Origin of the sequence: Tunturiibacter gelidiferens (assembly GCF_051013345.1) — a bacterium.
Lineage (GTDB): Bacteria > Acidobacteriota > Terriglobia > Terriglobales > Acidobacteriaceae > Edaphobacter > Edaphobacter gelidiferens_A.
The window spans coordinates 6510699-6528406 of record NZ_CP132939.1 but is presented as its reverse complement, the minus strand read 5'-3'; the positions used below and the strand labels follow the sequence as shown (position 1 = coordinate 6528406).

General features: G+C 59.3%; 7 protein-coding genes and 5 pseudogenes. 4 read left to right on the top strand and 8 right to left on the bottom strand.

Features of this window, described 5'->3' with window-relative positions; translation table 11 throughout:
- The 3 genes and pseudogenes from RBB80_RS33045 to RBB80_RS33035 all read right to left on the bottom strand — a co-directional run.
- A pseudogene (locus RBB80_RS33045) lies at nt 1–1479 on the bottom strand (glutamine--fructose-6-phosphate aminotransferase); the annotation flags it as partial.
- A complete protein-coding gene (locus tag RBB80_RS33040) occupies nt 1371–2279 on the bottom strand; it encodes an FkbM family methyltransferase (protein ID WP_433966292.1) in 909 nt (302 codons plus the stop codon). The pseudogene RBB80_RS33045 and the gene RBB80_RS33040, both read right to left, overlap by 109 nt.
- Nucleotides 2276–3484 carry an O-antigen ligase family protein gene (locus RBB80_RS33035; protein WP_433966291.1) on the bottom strand — a complete coding sequence of 403 codons (1209 nt, stop codon included), beginning with the start codon at nt 3482–3484 and terminating at the stop codon, nt 2276–2278. Before RBB80_RS33035 ends, RBB80_RS33040 begins: the two co-directional genes overlap by 4 nt.
- Nucleotides 3485–3742: 258 nt before the next feature.
- Between RBB80_RS33035 and RBB80_RS33030 the strand changes: the two are divergent.
- Nucleotides 3743–4941 (top strand): annotated as a pseudogene (locus RBB80_RS33030) (acetate/propionate family kinase).
- 68 nt (nt 4942–5009) lie between these two features.
- On the top strand, nt 5010–7427 hold the full coding sequence (locus tag RBB80_RS33025; RefSeq protein WP_433966290.1) for a phosphoketolase family protein: 2418 nt from the start codon (nt 5010–5012) through the stop codon (nt 7425–7427).
- Nucleotides 7428–7497: 70 nt separating this feature from the next.
- On the opposite strand, the gene RBB80_RS33020 is transcribed toward RBB80_RS33025, so the two are convergent.
- Entirely contained in the window at nt 7498–9195 is a 1698-nt protein-coding gene (locus RBB80_RS33020) for a hypothetical protein (protein WP_433966289.1), read from the bottom strand.
- A gap of 1265 nt (nt 9196–10460) precedes the next feature.
- A pseudogene (locus tag RBB80_RS33015) lies at nt 10461–10796 on the bottom strand (carboxypeptidase-like regulatory domain-containing protein); the annotation flags it as partial.
- Between the two features lie 552 nt (nt 10797–11348).
- On the opposite strand from RBB80_RS33015, the pseudogene fabF reads away from it, so the two are divergent.
- A pseudogene (gene fabF / locus RBB80_RS33010) lies at nt 11349–12601 on the top strand (beta-ketoacyl-ACP synthase II).
- Nucleotides 12602–12603: 2 nt separating this feature from the next.
- Here the strand turns inward: fabF and RBB80_RS33005 are convergent.
- A complete protein-coding gene (locus RBB80_RS33005) occupies nt 12604–13422 on the bottom strand; it encodes a glycosyltransferase family 2 protein (protein ID WP_433966288.1) in 819 nt (272 codons plus the stop codon).
- A gap of 237 nt (nt 13423–13659) precedes the next feature.
- Between RBB80_RS33005 and RBB80_RS33000 the strand changes: the two are divergent.
- Nucleotides 13660–15206: pseudogene (locus tag RBB80_RS33000) on the top strand (MFS transporter).
- A 12-nt stretch (nt 15207–15218) separates the two neighbouring features.
- On the opposite strand, the gene RBB80_RS32995 reads toward RBB80_RS33000, so the two are convergent.
- On the bottom strand, nt 15219–16454 hold the full coding sequence (locus tag RBB80_RS32995) for a beta-ketoacyl-[acyl-carrier-protein] synthase family protein (protein ID WP_433966287.1): 1236 nt from the start codon (nt 16452–16454) through the stop codon (nt 15219–15221).
- Nucleotides 16455–16851: 397 nt separating this feature from the next.
- Entirely contained in the window at nt 16852–17532 is a 681-nt protein-coding gene (locus RBB80_RS32990) for a VOC family protein (protein ID WP_433966286.1), read from the bottom strand.
- Nucleotides 17533–17708: the final 176 nt, after the last annotated feature.

Sequence of the window (17708 nt, the reverse complement as noted above, 5' to 3'; positions counted from 1 at the left end):
ATGTTGAGCAGGGAGGCGAGCTTGCCGGGGAGTTTGGAGAGCTCGGTGACGAGGTGGAGGGATTCGGCGTCGGAGATGGTGCCGCGGACCTGCGCGAGATGGAGGGCCAAGACGAAGAGGGCGGTGAGCTGGGCGGTGAAGGCCTTGGTGGAGGCGACGCCGATCTCGGGGCCGGCGTTGGTGGTGAGGGTGCCCTGGGCTTTGCGGGTGATGGCGGCGCCGACGACGTTGCAGATGGCGAGGGTTTTACTTCCTTTGGCGGCTAGTTCGGCCTGGGCGGCGAGGGTGTCGGCGGTTTCGCCGGACTGGGTGATGAGGAGGCCGATGGCGCGGGGGTCGGCGATGGGGTCGCGGTAGCGGTACTCGCTGGCGTAGTCGACTTCGACGGGGAGGCGGGCGAGGCGCTCGATCATGAACTTGCCGGCGAGGCCAGCGTGCCAGGAGGTTCCGCAGGCGGCGATGGTGATCTGGCTGGCGTTGCGGAGGTCTTCGTCGGAGATCTGCATGGCTTCGAGGAAGACTTTTCCGGTGTCGAGGGAGACGCGGCCGAGGGTGGTGTCGCGGATGGCGCGGGGCTGCTCGTTGATTTCTTTGAGCATGAAGTGCTTGTAGCCGGCTTTTTCGGCCTGGATGGGGTCCCAGGTGATGCGCTGGACTTTCAGGGCAAGGCTGCGCCTTGGAAATCCGTCAGCGAGACGCCTTCTTTGGTGAGGATGGCGAGTTCGCCGTCGGCGAGGAAGTGGATGTTGCGGGTGTGGTGGAGGATGCCGGGGACGTCGGAGGCGAGGAAGAATTCGCCGTCGCCGATGCCGATGACGGCGGGCGGGCCCATGCGGGCGGCGACGAGCTTGTTGGGCTCGAGTGCGGAGAGGACGCCGATGGCGAAGGCTCCGGTGATGCGTTTGACGGCGATGCGGACGGCCTCTTCGAGGGACATGATGGGGAGGGTGCCGTCGGGGTGGAGTGTGGTGAGTACGGCTTCGGACTCGTTGGCGGATTCGCTGGCGGTGTAGGGGCTGGCGGATTGAGCGCGGCCGTTTCCGATAAATTGCGGGCGGCCGCCTTCATAGGCGTCCTGGATGAGGTGGGCGATGATCTCTGTGTCGGTCTCGGAGACGAACTTGTGGCCCTTGGCGATGAGTTCTTTTTGAGAGCGAGGTAGTTTTCAACGATGCCGTTGTGGACGACGACGAGGGTGCCGGAGCCGTCGCGGTGGGGGTGGGCGTTTTCTTCGGTGGGGCGGCCGTGGGTGGCCCAGCGGGTGTGGCCGATTCCGAAGGTGCCGTGGATGGGGGAGTCGTGGATGACGTTTTCGAGGTTGCGGAGTTTGCCGGGGGCGCGGCGGAGTTCGAGGCCGCTGGGGCCTCCGGCTACGGCGATGCCGGCGGAGTCGTAACCGCGGTACTCGAGGCGGCGAAGGCCTTCAATAATGACGGGGACGACAGACTGAGGACCAATGTATCCAACGATTCCACACATGGATTGAGTTTAGATGGCGGCGGCGAATTTTGCGCGGGGAACGGGCTAGGACTTTTGGGGGAGGGTCTTATGCGATTGCTGTGTCGCGGACGAAGATGCCGTCGACTTGAAGGAGTCTGCCGTTGGCGGGGTCGCGGAAGGAGGGTTCGAGATCCCAGAGCTGGAAGCCGCGCTCGCACATGGCCGCGGACATCTCGGGCATCAGGGTTTCGCCCTGGTAGAGGGGAGGAGAGACATTTCCAGTTGTACGGCGAGGGCTTGCGAGAGGATTTTGGGGGCTCCGGTGAGGACCTGGAGCTCGAAGCCCTGGACGTCGAGTTTGAGGAGCGCGCGGCTGGTGAAGGCGGGGGAGGGAGGACGTCGTCGAGTCGACGGATGGAGACTTTTTCTTTGTGGAGGTAGCCGGAACGAGGGGCGGCGGATAGGTGCGAGTCGAGCATGGGGAGGATGGAGCTGCAGAAGGAGTCGGCGGAGACGTTGATCTCGGTCTCGCCGGTGGTGGCTCCGAGGGCGATGCCAGCTACGGTCCAGAGCGGATCGGAAGAGGCAGCGGCGAGAAGCTTTTGATAAGCGGTGCTGCTGGGTTCGAAGGAGAGGATGTTGCCGCGGTAGCCGATGGTTCGGCAGAGGGTTGCGAATTGGCCTGCGTTGGCGCCTACATCGAGGATGAGATTGAGATCGAGGAGAGAGAAGAGGCGACGGTAGCGGAGTTTTTGAGAGCTGTAGACGTCGGTCTTCCGAATCTGGTGGCCGGTGGCTTCTACTGCGGAGCGGATGGAGCGTCTTATGGAATGTGTCATGTGGTTGAAGTCTCGAAGAGTGCTGTCTCTGCTGGCTGAGATTGGGGAGTGCGGATTGAAAGCAGGATGGAGAGAATGGTCATCAGCCAGAGAGGAAGTGAGAGATCGTAGATCTGGGTGTCGGTGAGGCCTCGGACGAAAGCGAAGACGAGAATTGCGCTGGCGAGCGCTTTGAGATGAGATGCGGGGGCACGGCGAACCTGGCGGAAGAAGGCCCAATAAAGGGCTATCGTAAGCAGGGCGCCGACGGCTCCGAAGGCGAAGAACTGCTGAAGGAGTTCGTTGTGGGCTTGCTGGGCTTCGAAGAGTCCGAAGGGTGGGACGACGAATCGGTAGGAGTAGAAGCCATTGCCGAAGAAGGGCTTCTTGATGGCGTACTCGATGGACATGGCCCAGATGATGGTTCGGCCGGTAAGGGTTTCGGGATCGGTGCCTGCGGCGTAGGTGGCGAAGTAGGCCTCGAGAAGACCGGAGAGAGAGACAAGGACGGCCGCGGCGGCGATGCCGATTCTGATCCTTATTTTGCGGGAGAGGGTGGAATCCCGGAGGAGGTAGAAGCAGAAGGCCATGAGGAAGGCGAAGATTGCGCTTTTGCTGATGGTGCGCAGGAGGGTTGTCGCGAGGAAGAGAGCGGGCCATCGCCAGAGCCTGGTCTCGTGCGCGAGGTGGACTGCCAGCAGCGTGGCGATGGAGAAGAGAAAGCCGAGAGCGTTCGGATGCAGGAAGATCTCATCGCCGAGGCGCAGGTCGTCTCGTGCGGGGATCATCCAGGCGACGATGGCCACGATGCAGGCTCCGCAGACGAAACCTTTCATGATGGCGGCTGCCTTGATCTCGGGGTCGCCGTCACGCAGGAGAACCCAGACGGTGGCGACGTCTGCGGCCCAGGAGAGCCAGTAACCGGCGGCTGCATCGAGCGGTGCCTGGGACCAGAAGATACTCGCGAAGCTGAGGCCGAGGAGGGCGGCGGCCCAACGTATGGGTGTTGTGCGATAGGACGCCGTGGAGTTGGGTGCGCTGCCTATGGTGAAGAGCGCCGCGAGTGAGAGAAGAATCAGGCTTAGCACCAGCCAGACGATGGTTCCTGACTGAGGCTCATCCTGAAACCATAGGAAGGTTAGCGACACTCTGAAGGCGAAGACGAAGCCAGTTGCGGCGGATAGAAGAGGGAGCTCGTCGCGGGTTTTGTCGACTGTCGATGCCATAAACACTGGAGCGCGGGTGGATGCTGTGGGAACAGGTTGTGGGATGCGGTGGCCCGCTCCGTTTTCTCTGCTGTGAGTTTATGGCTTGCCGGAGGCTGCAGGTCGAGGCGGATGTGAGTGCACGCAATCTTTTTACAACAACGAGACAAATGTTCGACATCGGGCGTCCTCTATTGAAGGGAAACGCTTAGAGAGAGAATTTACGGGCCTGTGATGGGTTGGGTGTAACGTAGGGAAGGGTTTTGCGACAGGGGTGCTGTGCACATACTCGTTATCAATAGCGGATCTTCGTCGATAAAGTTTTCCCTCTTTGAAGCTCAGGGAGAGGAGCCTCGGTCGCTGTTTGAGGGTGAGGTGACCGGGATTGGCGGGGGGACGGCGAGTTTCAAATTTCGCGACGCAGGTGGGCGGGATGTGAGCGGCGGGCGTACAGAGGTGAAAGCTCTGACGGCGGTGGAGGCGATCGGGCTGGTTGTTGATGCGGTGAGTGGGCAGGGTCTGCCGAAGGTGGACGCGGTGGGATATCGGGTCGTGCATCCTGGGGCGAAGCTCGACCGACATCAGCGGATTACCGAGGAAGTGATGAAGGATCTTGAGGAGGCAGTGGTGTTTGCGCCGCTGCATGATCCTGCGGTGATTGAAGTGATCAAAGACATGATGGTGAAGTTTCCTGATGTGGCGCACTACGCCTGCTTTGATACGGTGTTTCACCAGACGATGCCCGAGGCCGCTACGACGTACCCGATTCCGGTTGAGTATCGGGAGCGAGGAGTTCGCCGGTACGGGTTTCATGGGTTGAGCTGCGAGTCGATTGTGAAGCAGCTGCGAGCGAAGAAAGAGATTTCGTTTCCGAAACGGATGGCGATTGCCCATCTGGGAAGCGGATGCAGTGTTACGGCGTTGGTGGATGGATGTTCGATCGATACGACGATGGGTTTGACGCCGACGGGTGGGGTGGTGATGGGAACGCGGCCAGGAGATCTCGATCCAGGGCTGGTGCTTTATCTGCTGCGGCAGATGAAGGGCGATCAGGTAGGGGCGTTGGAGAAGATGCTGAATCGTGATGCGGGGATGGTGGCGCTTTCCGGAATGCCGAACGATATGAAGGCCGTGCGGGATGCAGTGGGGAAAGGCGACGCACGGGCAAGCCTGGCAGTGGAGATTTTTACGCGGAGTGTGAAGAAGGCTTTGGGCGGCTTTATTGCGCTGATGGGCGGAATTGATGCTGTCGTGTTTGCGGGGGAATCGGGGAGCATGATACGCGGTCTCGGTCGGAGATACTCGCCGGGATGGCTGGTTTGGGTGTTTCAGTTAATTCTGAGTTGAACGCGGCTAAGGGCGACGCCGTACGACAGATAAGTGCATCTGACTCCGTAACGGCGGTGCTTGTCGTTCCGGCTAAAGAAGATTGGATGATCGCGATGCATGTTCATCGAATGACCCAATCTGCAAAATAGCTCTTTTCGGGTTACATATATTTCACAGTTACTTCCGGCCTTAGTGACTACGGCTGACGGAGATATTTATGAGCAACGTATCTAAGGAACTGGTTAGAGATAAGAGTCAAGGTGGTAAGCCGCTTTCGGCCGACGAGCTGCGGAAGATGGATGCCTACTGGCGGGCTTGTAACTATCTTTGTGTTGGAATGCTTTACTTGCGGGCGAATCCGCTGTTGCGGGAGCCGTTGAAGGTGGAGCATATCAAGAACCGGCTGTTAGGGCACTGGGGATCGGACCCGGGACAGACGTTTGTTTGGGTGCACCTGAATCGGCTGATTAAAAAATACGATTTGGATCTCATCTACCTTTCAGGCCCAGGACACGGAGCGCCGGCGACGCTGTCGAACAGTTATCTTGAAGGCGTGTATTCGGAGGTGTATCCAGACAAGAGCGAAGACGTTACGGGAATGCAGAAATTCTTCAAGCAATTTTCGTTTCCGGGTGGTATTGGGAGTCACTGCACGCCGGAGACGCCGGGGTCGATTCATGAAGGGGGCGAGCTGGGATACAGCTTGTCGCATGGGTTTGGCGCGGCGTTCGATAATCCTGACTTGATCGTGACCGTGGTGGTGGGAGATGGAGAGGCTGAGACAGGGCCGCTGGCTACTTCGTGGCATTCGAACAAATTCCTGAATCCGGTGCACGACGGTGCGGTTCTGCCGATACTGCACCTTAACGGTTACAAAATAGCGAATCCTACAGTGTTGGCGCGCATTTCTCCCGAAGAGCTGGAGTGGATGTTCAAGGGATATGGCTGGGAGCCGCGTGTCGTCGAAGGAGACGATCCGGCGACGATGCACCAGTTGATGGCGGGAGTGATGGAGGATTGCGTGAAGGAGATTCGCGCGATTCAGAAGAAGGCCAGGAGCGCTCCTAAGGGAACATCGCCTGAGCGGCCGCGTTGGCCGATGATTATTTTGCGCTCGCCGAAGGGATGGACTTGCCCGAAGGAGATTGATGGACACAAGCTGGAGGGATCGTGGAGAGCGCACCAGATGCCGGTTCTTGATCCGGTGACGAATCCGAAACACTTGAAGCTGGTTGAGAAGTGGATGAAGAGTTATAAACCTGAAGAATTGTTTGATGAATCGGGCAAGCTGATCGTGGAGTTGAGGGAGATGGCTCCGGTCGGGCAGCGAAGAATTACTGCGAATCCGCACGCGAATGGCGGGCTGCTGCGGATGCCGATGGAACTGCCGGACTTTCGCGACTATGCGGTGAAGGTCGACAAACCGGGGCAGTTAGAGGTTTCGCCGACTGATGTCTTGGCGCATTTTTTGCGCGATGCGATGAAAATGAATATGACGAGCTTCCGCGTCTTCGGGCCGGACGAGACGGCATCTAACAAGTTGCAGGCTATTTATGAGGCGAGTGGGAAGACGTGGATGGCGAAGCTGCTGCCGGAGGACGCTGACGGCGGGGACCTCGCGCGAGACGGTCGCGTGATGGAGATCTTGAGCGAGCATACGCTGGAGGGTTGGTTCGAGGGCTATGTGCTGACGGGGCGGCATGGCTTCTTTTCAACGTATGAGTCCTTTGTGCACATCATCGACTCAATGTTCAACCAGCATGCGAAGTGGCTGGAGAAGAGCAAGCTGGAGTTGAGGTGGCGAGCGCCGATTTCATCGATCAACCTGCTAATTACTTCGTTGGTTTGGCGGCAGGATCACAATGGATTTACGCATCAGGACCCGGGATTCCTGGATGTTGTGACGAATAAGAGTCCGGAGGTGACGCGGATCTATCTGCCGCCGGATGCGAATTGTCTGTTGAGTGTTGGGGATCACTGTCTGCGCAGTTCCAACTATGTGAATGTGATTGTTGCGGACAAGGCGCCGCATCTGCAGTACCTGAATATGGATGACGCGGTGAAGCATTGCACGAAGGGAATTGGGATATGGGACTTTGCGAGTAATGACGCGGGAGACGAGCCGGATGCGGTGCTTGCGTGTGCGGGAGATATTCCTACTGAGGAGGCACTGGCGGCGGTTTCGATTCTGCGCGAGCGATGTCCAGATGTGAAGATTCGGTTTGTGAATGTGGTGGATTTGTTCCGGTTGATGCCGGAGACGGAGCATCCGCATGGGCTTTCGGAGAAGGAGTTCGATAGCTTGTTTACGAGGAACAAACCGGTGATCTTCAACTTCCATGCGTATGCTTCCCTGGTTCACAAGCTGACGTACAAGCGGACGAACCATAAGAACTTTCATGTTCGCGGGTATAAGGAGAAGGGCAACATCAATACTCCGCTGGAGCTGGCGATCTTGAATCAGATCGATCGGTTTGATCTGGCTATCGATGTGATTGATCGAGTTCCGCGGCTGCAGATGACGGCGGCGCATACAAAGGAGTGGCTGAAGGGGCAGATCATCGAAGCGGTGAACTACGCACACGAGAACGGGATTGATAGTAAGGAGATTCGGGAGTGGAAGTGGCCTTTGTAGGGTGAACAGGCGGACGTGAAAAGCCCCATCCGGCGATGCTCTGCGGGATGGGGCTTTTTGTTGGTTTGGGTTAGAAGATGATTTTTCCACCGAATTGAGTGTTGAAGGCTTCGCCGGCTCCGATGCCGGGTGCGCCGTTGTAGTCGCCGATGGTGTCGCTGAGTTGTGAACTGCCACCGACGGAGGCGGAAGGAGGAGCGAAGTTATTTCGGTTGAGGAGGTTGAACATCTCTGCGCGCAACTGGATTGTGAGACGCTCGCCGATCTTCGTGTTTTTGAAGACGGAGAGATCGACGTCACTGTAGCCGGGAGCGTAGAAGGAATTGCGGCGTACGGTGCCGAACGTACCGGGAGTGGGATTCTCGAAGGCGCTGAGATCGATCCAGTTTGCGGTTGTGGACTGGCCTTGATAGCCCACGCGTGCCGGAGCGATTTGAACTGCGCGATCATTGCCTTCATTGGTTCCGCTGATGTCACCTGAGGCGTGAACGGTGAAGGGTTGGCCACCATGGAAGGTGAGCAGACCGTTGACCTGCCAGCCACCGGTGAGGCCCTTCAGGTGCTGCGAACCGGGAACATCGTAGCTCATGAAGCTCACGAAGGTGTTCCTGGTATCGAAGTCTGAGTTGCCGTAGTCGCCTTTGAAGTTAGTGCTGTCTTGCGGAAGGGCGCCGCGGTAGGCGGTGACTTCGTCAAGGGCGTGAGACCAGGTGTAGATGGTTTGTGTTGAGAAGTGATGCCAGTTGGTAATGCGAATTTGTGCTTGAAGCGAGTTGTAGTTCGCGGTGCCGATGCTCTCGAGCTGGTTGATGTTGCCGTACTGCTGATAGGGGCCGAAGAAGGGGCGGGTCTGCTGGCGTTGAATGTCAGCGCTATAGATGCCGGGGAGCGCCTGGTTGATGTCGAGAAGACTGAGGAGATGACGGGCTGAGGAGCCTACGTAGCCCAGTTGCAAGATCACGCTGGGTGCCAAGGTGTGCTCGAGATTGACGTTGTAGTTCTCGTTGTAAGACGGACGGAAGTTGGGGTTGACGGAGAAGACGCCGCAGGGTGATGTCGCAACGCAGGGATACCCGACCGAGGAGGGGAAGATCGGAACTCCCTGCACGATGGTGGTGTTTGATCCTCCGTTAGCAGCTGAGACCGAATAGACAGGATTCGGACCGCCTGGATTGCCTTCAACGCCGTTCGGAGCTGCGTTGCCGGGGCGGTTATCGAGGAAGGGATTCAGGTTTGGGGTGTCAGCGTACCAGCCGTAGCCGGCACGGAGGACGGTGTTGGAATCGACTGCATAGCTGAGGCCGACGCGGGGGCTGAAGTTTTTATAGTACTTGGGGTAAAGCGAGGCGATTTCGCTGCCCTGGAAGGCGAGGCCGTTGGTGGAGGTAAGACCGGGACGGAAGACCGACATATCCTTGTACGAGTTGTGGAGCGGCCCCTCGTAGTCGTAGCGGATTCCGTAGTTGACGTTGAGCTTTGGCGAGAGTTGCCATGAATCACCGGCGTTGAGGAACCAGGTGTTAACGAAGACCTGACGTTCGGGGTCTCCGATGGTGATGCTGGCGGCGGATGTTGTTCCGGCCAAAAAGTCAGCCAGGGAGTAGCGGTAACCGTCCAGACCGTCGGCATTGGGCGTTGGTGCAACGCCTCCGTTTCTGGCCGTAGCGACCGCAGTCGTCTGAGTTCCGTCGAAGGTGAAGGAGCCGGTGGCATGGCGGTGATAGAACTCATCGAGTTGCGCTTGACGATATTCTCCGCCGAAGCGCATCTGGTGCTTTCCTTTGGTCCAGGAGAGCTGGTCTGTGAGGTGGCCAGTGATGTCGTTGCGACCTTCGGGGGAGTCAGGCCGACGGGATCGAAGTTGCTGCTTGCGGCGGTTGTGCCTCCGCCTGTGGTGGCGGGCCTGCCGATGGTGATGTTCGGAGCGTTCGGGAAGGTGGCGCCGGTGATGAAGCCGAGGCTTTGAACATCCTGGCCGGTCTCGTTGTCGTTGAAGACCTGATTGAAGTAGTTGACTCCGGCGAGAACCTGGTTAGAGATGCTGGAAGATATGACCCGGTTGTAGACGACGGCGATGTTCTGTACGTGAATTGGTGCTACTTCGTAGTAAGCGAGGAGTTGGGAGCCAACGGGCGCAACCTGACTGCCTTGACCGACGAACCAGTGAGCACTGAGGTTGTCTTTGTCGCTTAGGCGATAGTCGACCTTACCTAGACCGTTCCAGCTGTAACCGTACTCGGGGTCGCTGGAATGGAAGTTGTTTACGGTCCCCACGGTGTCTTGCGCGAGGACATTTGCACCCCAGAGTCTGTTGAGTACGCTCTGCATGACGGGGTTTACTGCAAGTCCGTTTTGAGCGAGGATTGCTGCGGCTTGACTCTGCCAGCCCACGGAGGGCTCGGTTGCGTTTCCGGATTGGCCGATGGTGAAGCGCTGGTGTTCAAAGGTGGCGAAGCCGAAGAGCTTGTCCTTGAGGAAGGGGCCGCCGACGGAGAAGCCGGTGTTGTAGTTGCGAACCTTTTGTTTAACAGACGAGAAAGGGCTCTTGGCGCCGAAGAGTTCATTGCGGTTGAAGTAGTATGCGGTACCGTGAAGTTGATTGGTGCCGGAACGCAGAGTCAGGTTGACGGTACCACCTGGGTTTCGGCCGCCTTCCGGGCCCGACTGTGTCTGCGCGGAGAACTGATCGACCGCGTCCAACGGAAGGATGATGCCGGCGATACCGGAGACGCCACCCTGATTGACGGCGGGGATGTTGTGCCAGAGGTCATTGTTGTCGACACCGTCGATCTGCCAGTTCATCTGGTTGGCGCGGGTGCCGTTGAGGGAGCCGTATCCGCCGCCACTGTATCCGGCATATCCAGGCGTGAGCGAGATCATCTGGGTGAAGTCGCGGCCGTTAAGCGGGAGGTCTGCGACGACCTTGGCGTCAAGGACGGTGGTCTGCGTGGTGGTTGTTGTGTCGAGAGCTACGGCTGCTGCATCGACCTCTACAGTTGTGGCGGAACTCGAGAGTGGAAGGGAGACCGGCAGAGTGAAGATGACGCCGGCCTGGACTGCGATCTTGTCGGTCTTGACAGTCTGGAAGCCGGAGAAGCTGACGGTGACGCTGTAGTTGCCGAGGGGGAGATCCTGGAAGAGGAACTCGCCACCACTGGAGCTGGTGGCTGTGTGCTTGATGTCTGTGTCGGTTTGGACGGCGACAACGGTTGCGTTAGCGATGGCAGCGCCGGTGCGGTCCGTTACGGTGCCGTTGATTCCGCCACGGAAGGTCTGGGCGTTTGCAAACGATGTTCCGAGAATGGTTAGCAGAATGGCGGCGAGACTGTAGAGCACAGCCTGTAAGGGTCTTACCGATTGCCTACGCATAGAACCTCCGGAAAAAAGACAAAGAATCCCTGTGATCGCTTTGAAGCGATTTTTTTGGTCGTTTTAGACAACAAGCCGGCGTCGCAGCGGAATGCTGCGAATACGTCACTGTGTTCCAAGGGCCAAGCGGCTGCTAGAAGTGTGGCGAAAACGGCAAATTAAGAAAGAGTGAGCCAACCTTAAATGGCTTCTGCGAATATTGCAAGAATTTTTTGAGATATTACGCAATGCGAAGCGAGCGGCTGATATGGCCGGAAATCAGGCGCAGCCCGAAATTTGTAACTTTGAGAGTTCTGAGGGAGTCTTATTGCGGAACGATTCCGGTACGTTTCGCGTCGGGATCTGGAAGGTATGAGTCGAGAGAATTTTGCGGCGGCGATTCAAGCTTTGTGCGACGCAGCTCTCGCATATCAGGCGTTGCAGAAATAAATTATGATTGTCATGTAACTGGTGTTTCCAGGAAGTGAGCCTCTTTCCAAGGTAGGCGTTCGTCGTGGCGAGGTAATGCAGCCGTCGCGAAATAGAGGGAGCCGGATGACTTCGAGGTCAGATATGAGAGAGCAGTTTCGCGTTGTGGTGACCGGTGTCGGGCTGGTGAGTCCGGTAGGGGTTGGTACGGAGGTGACCTGGGCCGCGCTGCAGAGGGGGACTCCGGGATCGATAGAATTTCACTCTTCGATCCGGAGAGATTCAGCTGCCAGTTTGCCGGTGAGGTAAAGGGATTTGTTCCTGAGAACTTTGTTGATCGCAAAGATGTGAAGAAGATGGGGCGCTTCATTCAGTTTGCGATGGCTGCGGCGCAGTTAGCGATGGAGCAGTCGGGACTGGATATGTCGGCTGAGGATGCGGAGCGCGTGGGCGTGTACGTCGGCAGCGGGATTGGTGCGTTCGAGGTGATCGAGCGGGAGCATACGAAGCTGCAGAACGGAGGGCCTGACAGAATATCGCCGTTCTTCATTACGGCGACGATCGCAAATCTGGCGGCTGGCCAGATCTCGATACGTTACGGGGCTACCGGACCCAATCTGACGTGTGCCACCGCGTGTACGACCGGAGCGCATGGAGTCGGGGAGGCGTTTCGGATACTTCAGAGAGGCGATGCGGATGTGATGATCTGCGGCGGCAGTGAAGCAGCTGTTACGCCCCTTTCGGTGGGCGGGTTTGGCGCGATGCGGGCTCTGTCGACGCGGAATGACGATCCTGCGCGGGCGTCGCGGCCGTGGGATCGCGGGCGCGATGGGTTCGTTGTAGGCGAGGGCGCGGGGATTCTTATGCTTGAAGAGCGGGAGCATGCGCTGCGGCGTGGCGCGACGATTTTGGCTGAGGTCGTGGGCTACGCGGCGAACTCGGATGCATTTCATACCAATGCTCCGCCGGAAGATGGGCGCGGGGTTCGCCGGGTGATGCAGTTGGCGCTCAAGGATGCCGGGCTCGAGCCGAGTGCGATTCAGTATTTGAATGCGCATGCTACCTCTACTCCGCTTGGTGACAGAGCGGAGGCGACGGCGATTAGCGAGACGTTTGGCGATCATGCGTTGAGTCTTCTGGTGAGTTCGACGAAGTCGATGACGGGGCATCTGCTGGGTGGCGCGGGGAGTCTCGAGGCGGGCATTACGGTGCTGGCCTTGCGGGATCAGGTCGCTCCGCCGACCACGAACATCGAAGATCTGGATGAGTTATGTCAGTTCGGATTAGTGAGGGACCGAGCTGTCAGCGTGCGGATGGAGTATGCCATGTCGAACTCGTTCGGATTTGGAGGGACTAACGCGTCGCTGATCTTCCGGGTACATCATCCTGATGTGTGAGGCTATGCTCCGCCACGGCGAAGCTCTTTGGTCTTGAGAACGATGAGGTACTCGTAAAAAGCCTGCAGGGTGGCGTAGGTGAGGCCGGCGGCGCCATCGAGTATTGCGCCACGGAAGAAGACCATGTAGAGCCACTTGATGAGGGGACGGCCGGGAAGGCGGTAGAAGATAGCCTTCTGATGGAGGCGACGAGTGTGGAAGTCGGGGTCGCGAAGAGCTGTGCGGAAAGAAGGCTTCTGCAGGCCCTGGTTGCGGACGATCAGTTCGGCCTCCATGGTGGAGTAGAGGTTGTGCTTTTCGACCCAGCGAGCGATGCCTTTGGAAAAGGGGTAGTGATCAAGTGGGTAGCTAAGTTCAGCTACGGGGCCGTCGATCTCAAGAACTTCGTTGATGGCGCGGGTGTAGCGGGCGTGCTCTGGACGGACGAGGCGGATGTAAAAGGGTGAGATCTGGGCGTGCTTGAGCCAGGTGTCGAAGAGGAAGTCGCGGCGGCGCACGCGGAAGGCTGCGGTCTGGTCGGGGGCGGCGAGGGCGAGTTGTTGCATCTCGCGGGAGAGTTCCGGTGTGGGTCGCTCGTCGGCATCGAGGAGGAAGAGCCACGTGTGTTTGAAGGGGATGGTGGTGAGGGCGGCGTTGCGGTGCGTGGCGTAATCGTCGAAGGTGCGGGTGTGGATGTGGGCGCCGGCGGCTTTGGCAATCTCTACGGTGTTGTCCGTGGAGTGGGAGTCGAAGACGTGAATGTCGTCGGACCAGGAGACGGAGGACAGGCAGGCGGGGAGGTCGCGCTGTTCGTTGCGGGTGAGGATGAGAACGGAGATCATCTATCGGGTATGGTATCGCGATGATCTCGGGTTGAGGCTAGAAGCGTATGACGAGGCCGGTGGTGAGGCTCTGCGGGTGGCGGGTGACGCCTTGCTGAGAGATTCCGGCGGGGCAGAGGTGGCAGTCGGTGATGCGCCAGTCGAGATCGGCTGGACGGTGGTATCCAAGACTCCTGCCAGCGGTCGGGCATCGTTATTGATAGCTGGTATGATCGGCGGCTGTGAGAGTAGAGAACCATGCCAAATTTGCCTTGTGAAGAAGGTGCGATGCGCAGCGCGGCCGCTGCACCGGAGAAGACGCGAGGAGGGGTTTGGGTGCTCGCGGCTACGATCCTCGGTTCGAGCATGGTGTTCATTGATGGGACCGTGGTAAATGTTGCTCTGCCGGCGTTGCAGAGCGCTCTCAATGCGACCGTGACTGATGTGCAGTGGGTGGTTGAGGCTTACGCGTTGTTTTTGGCGGCGCTGCTGCTGGTGGGTGGGTCGCTGGGTGATCTTTATGGCCGACGGAAGATTTTCCTGGTAGGCGTGGTACTGTTTGCTGGAGCTTCGGGGTGGTGTGGGTTTGCTTCCGATGTGCGTGCGCTGATTGTTGCGCGGGGATTGCAGGGAGTGGGCGGGGCATTGCTGATACCGGGCAGCCTTGCGTTGATCAGTTCATCGTTCTGCGCGGAGGAGAGAGGAGCGCGATTGGGACCTGGTCGGGTTTTACCGCGATTACTACGGCAGTGGGACCTGTGTTGGGTGGTTGGTTGATCGAGCATCTCTCGTGGCGTTGGGTGTTCTTTATCAATCTGCCTTTGGCTGTGTTGGTTGTGCTGATTTCTTTAGTGAGGGTGCCGGAGAGCCGCGATGAGGAGATGGTTCAGAGGCTGGATGGGTGGGGCGCAGCCTTGGCTACGGCGGGATTGTGCGGGATCACGTTCGCTTTGATTGAGGCTGGTAGCGGCGGAAGGCGAGCGTGGCTCGCTGGTGTGATTGGGGTGGTGGCTCTTGTAGTTTTCTTTGTAGTGGAGTCGCGGTCCGAGGCTCCGATGCTGCCGCTGGGTCTATTTCGATCACGGACCTTCAGTGGGGCGAATCTGATGACGTTGTTTCTGTACGCGGCGTTGGGTGGGGTGTTGTTTTTTCTGCCGCTGGATCTGATTCAGGTGCAGCACTACTCGGCCACGCAGGCGGGTGGGGCGCTGCTTCCGCTGATTCTGCTGATCTTCGTGCTGTCGCGGTGGTCGGGTGGGCTGATCGTGAAGTATGGGGCGCGGCTGCCACTTATCGTTGGGCCGTTGATTGCGGGGGTGGGATTTGGTTTATTTCGGCGGGGTGGGGTGGGTGGGTCATACTGGTCGACCGTGTTTCCGGCGGTGATTGTGCTTGGGCTGGGGCTGGCGGTGAGCGTGGCTCCGTTGACGACTACGGTGATGAGCTCGATCGATCAGAGCCGGGCGGGTGTGGCTTCGGGGATCAATAATGCGGTGTCGCGCGTGGCTGGGTTGCTGGCGGTTGCGGTGATGGGGCTGGTGTTTTCGATGACCTTCAACGGGCGGTTGGGGCGGGGGCTGGATGGGCTGGGTCTGCCTGTGGCGGAGCGGCAGAGTGTGGAGGGCCAGAGGGCGAAGCTGGCGGCTGCGAGGAGCGATGATGTGCGGGTGCAGCGGTTGATTGGGGAGTCGTTTGTGAGTGCTTATGGGGTGGTGCTGTGGATTGCAGTGGGGCTGTCGGTGGCGAGTGCTTTGAGTGCGGCTTTGCTGATTGAGGGCAGGCCTACGCCGGCGCGCGTTGCGTGAGTTTGCGTCGGATTATTCGATAGGGCGGAAGGCGAGGACCGCGTTCAGACCTCCGAAGGCCAGGGAGTTGGAGAGGGCCAGCTTTGGAGAGGCATTGCGGGGGGCGCCGAGGATGATGTCGAGGTCGATCGCCGGGTCGATCTGCGTGATGCCCGTGTTGGCGGGGAGGAGACTTTCCTTCAAGGCGAGGATGGTGGCCAGGGCTTCGAGGGCTCCACTGGCTCCGATGGAGTGGCCATGCAGGGACTTGGTGGAGCTGACGGGAATCTTGGCGGCGTTGGGGCCAAAGACCTGATGGATGGCGGCGGCTTCGGTGGTGTCGTTGACCTGGGTGCCGGTGCCGTGTGCGCTGATGTAACCTACCTCGTCGGGTGAGGCGTTGGCGTCGCGGAGGGCGCTGCGCATGGCGGCGGCTGCGCCGTCGGGGTGGGGCTGGGTGACGTGGCTGGCGTCGGCGGTGCTGCCGGTGCCGACGATTTCGGCGTAGATGTGGGCGTTGCGCGCGCGGGCGGATTCGAGGGTTTCGAGGGTGAACATGGCGGCACCTTCGCCGAGGGTCATGCCGTCGCGGTCGGCGGAGAAGGGGCGGCACTGGGTGGGGGAGACGACGCGCATCGAGTCCCAGGCGCGGAGGAAGCCGAAGGTGAGCGGAGCTTCGTGGCCGCCGGTGATGGCGGCATCGATCATGCCGGAGCGGATCATCTGGAAGGCCAGGCCGATGGCGTGGGCACCGGAGGAGCAGGCGGTGGAGATGTTGAGGGCGGGGCCGGTGATCTTGAGGTCGATGGAGATGTTGCTGGCTCCGGCGGACGCCATGGTGCGGACGACGGTGAGGGGATGGACGCGGGCATCGCGGGTGTAGAGTTTGGCGGTCTCGGTCTCTTCGGCCTGACGGCCACCGCAGGCGCAGCCGACCACGATGGCGATTTTTTCCGGTGCGTAGTGGTTGGTTAGCTGGGACTCTGCGGCGGCCTGGCGGGCGGCTACGACGGCGAAGTGTACGGTGCGGTCGGTGGCGGTGAGGATGCCGGAGTCGAGGTGCTGGGTGGCGTCGAAGTCTTTGACTGCGGCGGTGCGGGTGAAGCGGAGGCCCTGTGACTTGTCGTGCGCTTCGCGGGCGGGGGCTTCGGGGTAGGGCGGGAAGGGGGCAATGCCTGTGGTGCCGGCGAAGAGGGAGGTGCGGAAGTCCGCGACGGTGTTGCCGATGGGGGTGATACATCCGAGGCCGGTGACAACGACACGATTCACTTCTTCTCCTGATGGTGCTCTGGTGATTGTAGATTCTTCGAGGGTCGGGGGACTCCCCCTCCCCTGGGTATTCTGCGGCTAAATTACTTGTTTTGAATAGGTTGCAGACGGTTGCTGTCTGTAAAATATTGCATCGAAAGGGTTTACTTGCAAAGTATTCCATCCAAGGGAGTTACGCCGCAATAAAATTGAAAAGCCCCTGTTGGCTCCAGGGGCTTTCGTATTCTGCTTCTATTATATCTGTCTGAACGGAACTCCTGCGCCACGCTAATGTGCTGGATTGACGCGGAGTTTGATGATTTCAGGGGTTGACAGGATTTTATGGGCAGGACTGGGCGTGCTGGTCATTTGTAACCGTCCGTTGTTCCGTCCGCATGCTTCACGGCGTTGTAGTCCGTTATTGCGGGGGCTCTTTGCCGGATTGCTCGCGCACCATGTACTCGGCGTACCAGTCAGGCCAGTTCTCGTCGTGCTGCCCGCCGGTGCGCTTTTCGTGCTCGCCGTGGGCGGCTCCGGCACGGCGAAGTGCTTGCGCCAGGTCGCTAGCCGACGCGTAGGTCGTGTCGCCGGTGACCCGGCCCGGAAGCCGCGTCGTGATCTCCTGCAAGAGCCAGCCGTTGCCGTCGGGATCATGGAATGGGGCGAACGAGCGGTAGCTGCGATGCTCGGGATCCGGACCGCTGACCCTGCTCCGCCCAAACAGGTAGGGCTCGTCCAGGCCAGCGTACACGCCGCCGGCGTCGTGGAACGCATCGCTGATCTCGACGCCGCGACGGAGCATCTCGTTGCGGGCGGCCGCGATGTCGGAGACGATCAGATAAAGGCCCTGGGCGGAGCCGGGTGCTGCCGCAGTGACGTTCTTGCCGAAGATAACCGAGCATCCGGAGCCGGGCGGCGTGAACTGGATTACGCGGAAGTCGGCACCGTTGTCGTAGTCGGCGTCGAGCCGCCACCCGAGCTTTCCGTAGAACTCCTTCGCGCGGTTTACATCGGAGACGGGGATGACGATTATCTCGAGCTTCGTGTCGACTCTCGCGACCCTGGCCGCGTCGTTAATGGGGACTTCGTCCGTGTTCATGGCTGCCTCCTATGTTGCGCGGGATGAAATGGTATTACGACATTTAATTGTTGATCAAGCGAGCTTGCGCATCTGAATGTTGTTACGGATGCGATTGATTCCGAAAAAAGGGAAAGATTCCATTCGACGAAGGTATCGACCCTTAGAGCCAGATGCGCTCATTGAGCCGGAATCCT